The 8,919-nt window shown below is 41.4% G+C and carries 8 protein-coding genes; 6 read left to right on the top strand and 2 right to left on the bottom strand.

Going from position 1 to position 8,919, the window contains the following annotated elements; all coding sequences use genetic code 11:
- The 3 genes from VF500_RS08275 to VF500_RS08265 form a co-directional block, all read left to right on the top strand.
- Window positions 1–603, top strand: a 603-nt coding sequence (locus VF500_RS08275; RefSeq protein WP_330859223.1) for an ATP-binding protein, incomplete at its 5' end; no start/stop codon positions are given.
- Window positions 604–699: 96 nt separating this feature from the next.
- Window positions 700–855, top strand: coding sequence for a hypothetical protein (locus VF500_RS08270; RefSeq protein WP_330859222.1), 156 nt, complete (start codon window positions 700–702; stop codon window positions 853–855).
- A gap of 15 nt (window positions 856–870) precedes the next feature.
- Window positions 871–1,263: a hypothetical protein gene (locus tag VF500_RS08265; protein WP_330859221.1), complete on the top strand. Its 393-nt coding sequence runs from the start codon at window positions 871–873 to the stop codon at window positions 1,261–1,263.
- Window positions 1,264–1,451: 188 nt separating this feature from the next.
- Here VF500_RS08265 and VF500_RS08260 read toward each other — a convergent pair whose 3' ends face one another.
- Window positions 1,452–2,384 (bottom strand): hypothetical protein, encoded by a 933-nt coding sequence (locus VF500_RS08260; RefSeq protein ID WP_330859220.1) that lies wholly within the window; start codon window positions 2,382–2,384, stop codon window positions 1,452–1,454.
- A 426-nt stretch (window positions 2,385–2,810) separates the two neighbouring features.
- Between VF500_RS08260 and VF500_RS08255 the strand changes: the two genes are divergently transcribed.
- From VF500_RS08255 to VF500_RS08245, 3 genes are all read left to right on the top strand, one after another.
- Window positions 2,811–4,262, top strand: a complete 1,452-nt coding sequence (locus VF500_RS08255) for a serine hydrolase (protein ID WP_330859219.1) — start codon at window positions 2,811–2,813, stop codon at window positions 4,260–4,262.
- A gap of 138 nt (window positions 4,263–4,400) precedes the next feature.
- Window positions 4,401–5,327 carry a DUF6624 domain-containing protein gene (locus VF500_RS08250; RefSeq protein ID WP_330859218.1) on the top strand — a complete coding sequence of 309 codons (927 nt, stop codon included), beginning with the start codon at window positions 4,401–4,403 and terminating at the stop codon, window positions 5,325–5,327.
- 641 nt (window positions 5,328–5,968) lie between these two features.
- A complete protein-coding gene (locus VF500_RS08245) occupies window positions 5,969–6,784 on the top strand; it encodes a hypothetical protein (protein WP_330859217.1) in 816 nt (271 codons plus the stop codon).
- A 199-nt stretch (window positions 6,785–6,983) separates the two neighbouring features.
- On the opposite strand, the gene VF500_RS08240 is transcribed toward VF500_RS08245, so the two are convergent.
- Window positions 6,984–8,774 carry a cellulase family glycosylhydrolase gene (locus tag VF500_RS08240; RefSeq protein ID WP_330859216.1) on the bottom strand — a complete coding sequence of 597 codons (1,791 nt, stop codon included), beginning with the start codon at window positions 8,772–8,774 and terminating at the stop codon, window positions 6,984–6,986.
- Window positions 8,775–8,919 lie beyond the last annotated feature (145 nt).

Raw genomic sequence — 8,919 nt, 5'->3', positions numbered from 1 at the left:
CGCAGCGCATTGGAGGTAATGCGCCAGCCGCTCGAAGAGCGCCGTGTAACCATATCGCGGGCAAAGTTTACGGTTGATTACCCCAGTAGCTTCATGTTGGTGGCAAGCATGAACCCTTGTCCTTGTGGCTATTACAATCACCCGGAAAAGGAATGTATCTGTCCGCCGGGCATGGTGCAAAAATATTTGAGCAAAATTTCCGGTCCGCTGCTGGACAGGATAGACCTGCATGTAGAAGTAACGCCGGTTAACTTCAGCGAGCTGTCGTCTGATCGTGCGGCCGAAAAAAGTGAATTTATCCGGGATAGAGTGATCAAGGCCAGGGAAATCCAGGTAGAGCGTTTCGGCAATCGGCCCGACTTGCACGCCAATGCCCAAATGAGCCCCCAAATGGTACGCGACCTGTGTAAGATCAATGTTGCAGGCCAAACCCTGCTTAAAAAAGCAATGGAAAAGCTTGGCCTCTCGGCAAGGGCGTACGACCGCATCCTCAAAGTATCGCGTACCATCGCCGACCTCGCCGGAAGCGAGGAAATTAAGCTGGAACATCTGGCAGAGGCTATACATTTCAGGAGCTTGGATAGAGAGGGATGGGCGGGGTAGCAGCAAAGATATTCACTACTCTGGCGTATGAAGGGCAGGCAACGAGGGTAAAGGCTACTTGTGCCTTCTTTGGTCTTTTTCAATAACAACATTCACATGAGTACCAAATATAAATTTTATGATCAGGACAAACTCTACTTTATAAGCTTTTCTGTAGTTTATTGGATTGACCTTTTTATAAGAAATGAATACAAACAGGTGTTGCTTGACAGCTGGAAACATTGCCAGAAACATAAAGGCCTTGAAATATAATATGGATGGTGTATTATGACCAGCCATGTTCATATGATTATTGGAAGCAGCGGCAGTAAACTGGAAGATATTATGCGTGATATGAAGAGGCACACTTCTACCATGTTACGAAGCATAATTCAAAACAATCCTATCGAAAGCCGAAAAGAGTGGATGTTATGGATGATGGAGCGTGCCGGAGCAAAAAACAGCAATAATGAAAAGTTTCAACTATGGCAGCAGGACAATCATCCTGTTATACTATTCAACCATAAAATATTACATCAAAAGTTAGATTATATTCACAACAACCCCGTGGAAACCGGATTTGTAGAAAAACCGGAAGACTACTTATACAGCAGTGCCCGGGATTATTACGATTTACCTGGTTTATTGGATATTTTATTAGTAGACCCGTTAGTGGTTTAATTTGCAGAAGGACTTGATGCTGAGGCACAAGTAGCCAGCCCTCTATTCGCCAGCCCTTCATACTTGCGCCAGCAAAAGGGCAGGCAATGTGCGGAAAGGCTACTTGTGACACCTACCCTGCCTTTCAATTAATCCACATAAGGCAAATTTTTGTCATTTAAAGGCCATCCCGTTAAGTACACTCACATTTATTCAAATGGATCTTTGCCTGGCTTGTCCAGCTCATACAGGCGCGTGAAAGCCTTTTTTAATTTCTCTATCTCTTTTGGTGTCATATCGCCAACATAAACATAGAGGGTTTCCTTGCCGCTATGTACACTTAGCCTTCTTGAATTGCCAGATCTGGTTATCTCTGTATTTTCTAACAGATTAAGAGAAAAATCTGCTCCAAATTTTATCGACTTATCGTAAAATTCATTAAATGTATATAATCCGTCAACCTGTCCAGTCCAGAAATGATAACTAAGAGTGTAAGTTTGATTTCCTTCATAATATGATAGTCCGCGATCCTTAAAGCTAACATAGTTGTCAACACCCCTTTTTTCTATATCTGGCCTGTTTCTATAGTCGATATTTTCGAGCCAGTGAATTGATGCGCTATGAAGTAAATTATTGATATAGATTATCGTTTCATCTCTGCTTAGCGTTGGTTTTGCTTCCTCCGCAGTTGGCTTGCTAAACAGGTCATCCTCCTTTACGCATACCTTTTTAAGGTAACGAAAAGCGCGGGCTACTTTTTCAGCGTCAGCGTCTGTTGCAAATGTTATTCCATAGCCGTTAGAAACATTCAATCCATTAAAATGAACCAGATAGCGATAAGCTCGTATGCCATTAGGATAATCGACCTTGTCAACCAAGTCAAAAATATTGAAGCTTATCTTAAAATGATTCGCGTCATTTGCCTGGTCGGTTTGCAACTCGACAGTTCCATTCTTTTGTATATTAATTGTTTTCAGAATATAACCCTTAACACGGCTATATGCATCAAGGTCGCCGGGGTACATAACCCTACCGGTAACATTTTGCTTGATATAATTGGTAACTTGTTCAAATGATAACTCCTGCGCTTTAACAGAGGCTGTTAAAATCGATGCCAGCAAAAGTACAAAAAGTGATTTCATGATTAAAGGTTATATTAGTATTGTGAAAATAGTACTTTTAAATGAAATAAAACACGCTGTGATATTTTTAAAGTGTGGTTTTTAGGCCTACCGATTAATCTCCCCAACTGGTGCAAGTATGAAGGGCAGGCAACGAGGGTGAAGGCTACTTGTGTTTTCTTTGGTCTTTTTCAATAACAACATTCACATGAATACCAAATATAAATTTCACGATCAGGACAGCTTCCGGTAGCAGGTAAACTTTGCATGCAGGCCACAAAGCACAGCCTTGCGCCAGCAAAAAATAAACGGCCCAAACACAGAATTTAATTTCAATATTCGTTATAATATAAAATTAAATTTCGGCCCTATTGCTTTTACAGCCCTTAAATTCTTACTTTAGCTTCTATAAAAGGGTACAAGTTCCCTCTCATAAAAACCAAACCTATGAAAATCTTAAGCAAATCATTAATCCTTACCGTGCTGCTTTTTATTCAGGTAGCAGTTCATGCCCAAAACAGCACACAGGATAAAATTACGCAGGTTGAGAACGGCCTGGTTGGTAGCGTACAAATTGAGGGCGAAAATCCCTGGAACCTGTTAAACCGCATGGCTTATTATAAAATTCCCGGTTTAAGCATAGCGGTTATTCAAAACTATAAAATTGTTTGGGCCAAAGGTTATGGGTTTGCTAATGACAGCGCAAAAATCCCTGTGACAGAGAAAACACTTTTCCAGGCGGCATCTATTAGTAAGTCGCTAAACTCGATGGGGGTGCTTAAGCTTGTACAGGACAAAAAGCTCGATCTGAATACAGATATCAATGTTTACCTTAAAAGCTGGAAGTTCCCTTATGATAGCTTATCAAAAGGCAAAAAGATCACCATCGCAAACTTGTTAAGCCATAGTGCAGGCTTAAATGTGCATGGATTCGGCGGGTATGAACGCGGTACGCCGCTGCCAACCATAGTACAAGTACTTAATGGCGAAAAGCCGGCCAATTCGCCGGCCATTAAATCAATGTTTGAACCGGGGAAACGGTACGAGTACTCGGGAGGGGGCACCACCATTACGCAGCTGATAGTGATGGACATTACCCATATGCCCTATGCCGATTATATGAAAAAGGAAGTATTAAAACCGCTTGGCATGAGCGGAAGCACCTATGCTCAGCCACCTTATGATGTGGATCAAAACCTGCTTACGGTTGCCTATAATATGGAAGGCAAACCGATAAAAGGCAGTTATCATATTTATCCTGAACAGGCCGCGGCTGGTTTATGGACAAACCCGACCGATCTTTCAAATTACATCATCGAAACTCAATTGGCTTACGAGGGTAAATCGGCAAAAATCTTAAACCAGGAAACTACCAGGGTCAGGCTTACTGTCCATGCCGGCAATAACGTAGGACTGGGAGCTTTTATAGATAAAATGGACAGCACCTTATATTTTAGCCACAGTGGAGGGAATGAAGGTTTCCGCTGTCAATATTATGGCAGCCTGGAGGGAGGAAATGGCGTGGTTGTGATGGTTAACAGCGACAATGGCGGTGTTATCCAGGAGTTGATCAACAGCGTGGCAAAGGTTTATGGCTTTAAAGGATTGTTTCACGCCAACGTAAAAAAAATAGTACCGGTACCTGTCGATGTGCTGAAAAGTTATGCAGGTAAATTTTTTATCGGTCCGCCAAGAACATTAACAATAACAGAAGCAAATGGCAAACTTTATGCGGAGGCCAGTGGTGAAGCAAAACGCGAACTTTTTCCGCAATCACACAACCGCTTTTTTCTGAAGGATCTGCCTTATGAACTGGAGTTTAACAAAGATGCCGACGGTAAGATCCATTTGATATTTTACGGTGACGGGGGAAAACTTGAGTTGAAAAGGGCAGAGTAAGGCTCTCCCCGGGATATCGATACACTATTTGAGGGCAGGGATTTGTTAAATCTCTGCCCTCAAATGTTAAATTCGGCGTCCTGATATATCTTTTAATATGGCAAATGCGTTTCTATGGTTATCGTTTAAACCTATACCATGCGCCTTAAATACTGTTTATTATTACTTATAACCCTTGCTTTTGTCTTTGAAAGCAAAGCGCAGGACAAGCAAAACTATGCTCTCCCGCTTCATATTGCCGACTCCTTATTTGCAGCAAAAAAATATCAAAAAGCAGCCACGGTCTACGCCACTATACGTACGCTCAATTATGGTGTGTTGGATACCGCACATCTGTATAAGGCAGCTGCCTGCTGGGCTGTTACCGGTAAACGAGACAGCGCTTTTTTATACCTGGAGTTTATAGCCGGCCGCGGCTTTGAAAATGAACGAATGCTGTCGGCCGATCCTCTTTTTATAAGGCTGCATCGTGACAGCCAGTGGGAAACCATCGTATCGGCTGTTCATCAAAACCGGGTTAAGCTTATTCCTGCTGTAGCTGCGGAACTTTCCCAAATGCTTGAAAACTACCAAAAGGATTTTGACGAATATCAGTTGCTGGTTAATCAGCATGGTAAAAATTCTGCTGAAGCCAGATCGCTTAAAGAGCACATCCGTGAAACTGATTCTGTCAACTTTATAAAGGTGTCATCAATAGTTAACACCTATGGATGGAAGAGCAAAGAATACTTTGGGCCCGACGGCTCGGAAGCCCTGATCACCACGCTACTTCATGCGAGCATCGCTAACCAGAAAAAATACTTTTCGATAATAAGAATTGCCGCGCTTAACGGATCGCTACCTGCCGAAGGTTTTGCGATCATGGCCGATAATATTGCCCTGTATGAAAACAATACACAGATCTATGGCACTCATTTAAGGCTTAATAACGGTCAATATGAAGCTTATTCCATTGCCGATGAAGCCGGAGTTGATACCCGGCGGGGGCAAATTGGATTATGCAGCCTGGCAGTTTACCTGCAAAACTTTAAGCCATACAGCCAACTGTATTATTATATTAAATAGCGCTGTTAGCTTAAAAGAAGCAAGGCCCCCGGCTGCTGCCTATTGGAAACTTGTTAACCCTGCCATACTGGTGATCACAATGCGTATGGTCCCTATACATTTTTTGGTGTTGTGGCGGGCAGTTTACCAAAATTGGTTGGGTAGTTTCAGTCTTATCAGGCTGACAAACTATCGTAGCTTGTTTTTTCATAACGAATCCCCCTGTTTAGATTATACTGATAATTGGTATAATAAATTTAACTATAAAAACAGTTATTTACAATAGCTATTATCAGAAAAATAATATTAACAGTTTAGTTGTTTTATGACGCTTTCCCTGGCGCAAACAGGAAGACAAAAAACACAAATAACTGTTGATCAAAGCCTTATTTCACACGTGCGCCAACATTGAGAAGAGTTCACCAACTTAGATATAAATAAAAGGCCAAAGAACTCGCTTCCTCCGGCTTTCAACCTACACCTTATCACAAATCAAAATTGAGCAAGTCGCTCCCTTAATTTATTTTAATGATAGCCTTTTTTACTTATTTATATTTTTTTAAAGACTATTCATTTCAATATAAAATAAATAAAATGCACAGCTTCTTTATGTATACAATACTTATATTTAAGTTATTACAAACAACCAAACCTCAAGTATCATGAAAAAAGTCTTATTATTTCTATCTTTATTTTTGTTTATTCAAACAAAAGGATTTTGCCAATACAGCACCCCTTCCGATGGGCATGAGCTGAAATGGGTAAATGATTACATCGAAGTCTTCCGCTCCGAAGGTGGCAAACCAGTTAAAAATCATCCCAAAATGTGGAACCATAAATTATGGTTTTACAGGTGTATAGATCAACCAGAAGACACTAATTATGTAAGAATTGTTATTCCAAATAATCTCGCAAATAGCGGAATAACAGAATCAAACGAAAAAGACTGGGAAAATGATTTAAAGGAAGTTTCCGACTGTGATTACAATAAATATCTATTCGTCAAAAAAACCGATTATGAAAAAAACGTTAAAGATCATTATCCCAAGTACACCTATGGGCTTGTCTGGACCGGCTTAACAATACCGCTAAAAATACATCCATCAATAGATGGCCATTCAGGTTCGCTATACAATTCAAATTTTAACGCGGGCACCTTTTTGGGTGTTCGATTGGGCTTTCTGAATGATATTGTTGGCGCTACCTTCGGAGGCTTTGGCGGTTTCTCCAGCTTAGAACAAAGCGCTTCCGTCAATTCAGCAATTGCAAAAGGAGCCAGTGAAAATATGGCGGCCCTTAATTATGGGATGGGAATGATATTTGATCTTGATAGAAAGTTTCAGTTAGGTGCAGTTTTAGGGTGGGACCATGGTTACGGTGATTTAGGTAAAACATACTTATATCAGAACCATAATTGGTTTGCCGTTTCACTAAACTTTACCTTTCTCGATCTATCTCATCCAGTAAACAAACAGTAGCAATTAGCTATGATATTGATGAATTTAGCAGCCGGAGCATTTTATCCCCAAAAAGAATTAATTAAAAAAATGTATGTTAATATAAGGCGAATGGCTAAGAAATTTTTACACTGATTTTTTCAAATTAATCGAATTATTTCAAAGACTATTTCCCTGGCTTATACTCCGGCTGCTTAATCTGTTTATCGCACTTATTATTTTATTTACCCTTCCAAAATTGCAGGTAATGCAAGTTGTACCCGCCAGTGTTTGCCAGCACTTTTATTTTGTTGCTCCCGGCTTTTAGCACAATATTTTTAACGGCAATAACCTGCCATTTTTTTAGTCCGCCGGTGTTGGGTACTGCTACTTCTTTTGCCTGGGTTGTATTATTAACCAAAACAGAAAGTTTGGCATCATCGGTAGTAGAAGCCACTTTGAGGCTTATAGAATATACGCCCGGTGTTTTAACCTGTATAGTATACTGTGTCCATTCATTGGTTTCAATATGGTCAACATAATAGCTGTTATACTGCGTTGAATCTTTGCTGATATCAACCCCATCATTACGGTAAACATGTCCCTTGTTGCCAACGCCCGGTTTGCCCGAAGTATGATAATCGGCGGTATCGGTATCAAAATAAGCGTAACCATTACGGCCCAGGTCATAATCAACAGCGTTGATGATTGTTCCGTTGCCTATTTTATTGGCTTTAAACGGTTTGGTAATGGTTGTATGCGGCTGCCTGAAAATAGCGTCGATCACATCATGATGGATAATGGTGTTTTCCAGTTTGGCATAGGTAGCCAGCTCCAAAGTACCGCTGTACACGTTACTTTCTTTAGGTTTATGCCTTCCGGTGTTGAGGTATTTGGCTACATCGTCATAATTCAGATTGGATACGATCTCCATCGGGTTATTGATCCCCAGCTTTTTCAATGGCCATAACGACCAGCCGATGTTATTTTTCTCCAACAAGCCAATAGCCTCGGTTATCCAGGTATTGGAGTTCTCGCCTGTTTCACCCAGCCATACAGGGATATTATACTGATCGCGTGTTTTTACGATATGATCAACGGATTTTTGATCATTAAAATTCCAGTATTTATGAAAACTTAGCACCATGTTTTTATCCCATTGGGGTAAAATACCATTGTAGTTATTGCCCCAACCATTGCCTTCAATAATAATGATGTGTTTTTTATCCACCTCGCGGATAGCTGAGGTAATATCAACCATCAGTTTTCTTAGCGGACCATTTGTTTTTTCCTTCAGACCGTTCTTATCATTCAGCCGATCGTCGAAACCCCAGTTTGGCTCATTGATGATATCGTAAGCACCGATGTTAGGCTCGTCTTTATAACGCTCGGCCAGTTTGCGCCAAAGAGCTATCGTTTTTTGCTTGTTGGCTTCGCTGTCCCAGAGAGATGGTTTGTCCGGGTCGCGGTCGGAGATATTAAGGTCGTTGCCTTGCCCGCCGGGTGTGGCATGCAGGTCGAGGATCAGGTACATGTGGTTAGCTTTACACCAGGCCAGCAAATCATCCGTCATCTTAAACCCTTTATCCAGCCAGGTATTTTGACCGGCTACCGGCTCCTTATCAACCGGCAAGGTATAAAGGTTATAATGCATGGGCAGGCGGATAGAGTTAAATCCCCAGCGTTTCATCGAGTCTACATCAATTTTGCGGGTGTTATTGGCCAGCCAGGTATCGTAAAACTCTTTGGTTTCGGCCGGGCCCATCAACTCTTCCAGCCGTTCGCGGATGCGGTACTGACGACTATCTTTATTAATGTGCAGCATATAGCCTTCCTGCAGCATCCATCCGCCTAAACCCATGCCGCGCAGCAATACATTCTGCCCTTTTTCATCAACTATTTTTTTACCGTCGGCCTTTAAAAAACCGGTTTGCGCATTGCTTTGCAGCGAGATACACAGGGCAGGAACCACGGTTAACAGGGCCTTAAACCCTGAACTTACCTTTATATTTTTTATTAACGATGTTAACATGTTGTTGTACGTTTTAATTTTTCTGAACCCGTTTATACTACCAGATATATGTTCCAACCGAACCTTTATCAAGCTTAACAGCCAATATTTTCCCCTGGTATTTAATGTTGAAATCCTGCGCGCTATCGCCGGTATTGGCTACGAT

It is taken from the genome of Mucilaginibacter sp. (assembly GCF_036383575.1).
Classification (GTDB): domain Bacteria; phylum Bacteroidota; class Bacteroidia; order Sphingobacteriales; family Sphingobacteriaceae; genus Mucilaginibacter.
The sequence above is the reverse complement of the archived record's forward strand: the minus strand, read 5'-3'. Positions and strand labels throughout refer to the sequence as shown.